Below are 1933 nucleotides of genomic sequence, written 5' to 3' on the forward strand. Positions count from 1 at the left end.
GGGGCGGCTACGCGGTTTTCGGTCAGCCAGTCGGCCAGCAGCCCTATGCCCTTGGCGATGCCGGTCCGCGGCTTCCATCCAGTCGCTTCGCCGAACTTGGACGTGTCGGAAACGTAGTAGAGCTGATCGCCCGGCCGCCAGGGACCGTATGCGATCTCGGGCCGGCAGCCGGCGGCCTCGCCGATGCGGTCGAGCAGTTCCACCAGGCTGGTGGCGTTGGCGGGACCGCCGCCGATGTTGAAGGCCTGCCCCCGGATTGAGGGCATGTTGGCCTGGGCCAGCATGAAGGCGTCGACCAGGTCCTCGACGAACAGGATGTCGCGGACCTGATAGCCGTCGCCATAGAGGGTGATAGCCTCGTCCTGAAGCGCCCGGATCAGGAAATGCGCGACCCAGCCCTGGTCCTCGGTGCCGAACTGGTGCGGACCGTAGATGCAACTCATCCGGAACACCGCCGTCGGCAGGTCGTAGGTCCGGCAATAGTCGAGCACATACTGATCGGCGCTGCCCTTCGACGCGCCGTAAGGGCTGTAGAAGTCGAGCGGGCGGGACTCGTCGATGCCGCGGGTACGGATAGCCGGATCGGCCGGCGCATAGCGCTTGCCGTCCAGTTCCAGCGCCACGTCGGCCAGTTTGCCGTAGACCTTGTTGGTCGAGGTGAAGACCAGCGGCGGCGGCTCCGGCTGGGCTCGGATCGCCTCCAGCAGGTTCACGGTACCGCGCGCGTTGACCTCGAAATCGGCGATGGGATCCACCAAACTGGTGGTGACGGCGACCTGGGCCGCGAAATGGAACATCCGGCCGGCGTGTGACACCGCATCCCGCAGGACATAGGGGTCGCGGATGTCCGCCAGTTCGAACGTCACGGCATTGCCGTGGGTGGCCTTCAGCCACTCGATGTTCTGCTCCACTCCGGGACGCGACAGATTGTCGTAGACGATGACCCGGTTGCCCTCGCGCACCAGACGGTCCGCCAAGTTGGTGCCGATGAACCCGGCGCCGCCGGTCACGACCACCGGTTTGTCCGTGCGGGCCGGCGTCACCGGCATCGGGCGGCCGAGCCGGTAAAGCGACCGGACCGCTGCGATGCCGCCCTTTTCCAGCAGGCGGCCGAGCAGCTTGGGCGAGCCGTCGGCCCGCAGGATACCTTGGAAATAGTCGCGCTCGTCGGCATGGAAGCCGTGGGCGCCCTGTTCGGATGGGTCGAGATCCTGGAGCGACGACCAGTAGACCCGTTCGGCCGGCGCTTCCGCAGCGCCGAGGAACGCCCGGATCTGGCCCCGTTCGTCATGACGCCACGTCGAGAACCCCGCCCCGGTGATCCAAAGGCGGGTCCGCGCTCCATTGGCTTCCAGGGCCTGGGCATAGGCGGCGATCAGGTCGCTCCAGCCCGGATGCTGCGCGGCGCCGGTGCCCTGATGCGACTCGATGCCGACGATATCCACGGCATCCAGCCCGTTGCCGGGGGCGACAAGGTCGAGCGCCGTCAAGTCGATGCCGCTGACGACCGTCAGGAAGCCGAGGCCCTTGAAGCGGGCGGCGAGTTGAAGCGCCTGGGCGGCTTTGCCCGGCGCTGCCGTGATTTCGATCTCGCCGAGAAGGCCCGACTGCCGTGAAACGGCGTCGACAAGATCTTCCGGCGCGTCGGCAGACAGGCAGGGCAGCACTTCGAAGCTGGCGGCAAGCCGGGGCAGCAGGGTGCCGACCCATTCGGCTCCGTCAGCTTCGGTGCCGGCGGCATCGGCCGCAAAGGGAACCCGCAGACGCCGGAAACCGAGCCGAGTAAGCGCTTCGACGGCCTGCTCCGTCCGCTCGCCGTCGCCGGGATGGAAGGAGACGGTCAGGCCGGGCAGTTCGATGGGATGATCCGCCGCACCCGTCATACCGCCAGTCCCCGCTGCGCCAGTTCCCTGCTCGCTTGGTCGACCCGGTC

Annotated in this window: 1 protein-coding gene; it reads right to left on the bottom strand. The window is 67.8% G+C overall.

The window, feature by feature from the left end; translation table 11 throughout:
* A partial coding sequence (locus AC5JJ6_RS37080) for an SDR family NAD(P)-dependent oxidoreductase (protein ID WP_496046841.1) occupies positions 1-1883 on the bottom strand: 1883 nt, incomplete at its 3' end.
* Between the last annotated feature and the right edge of the window lie 50 nt (positions 1884-1933).

The organism is Skermanella sp. (assembly GCF_059503625.1).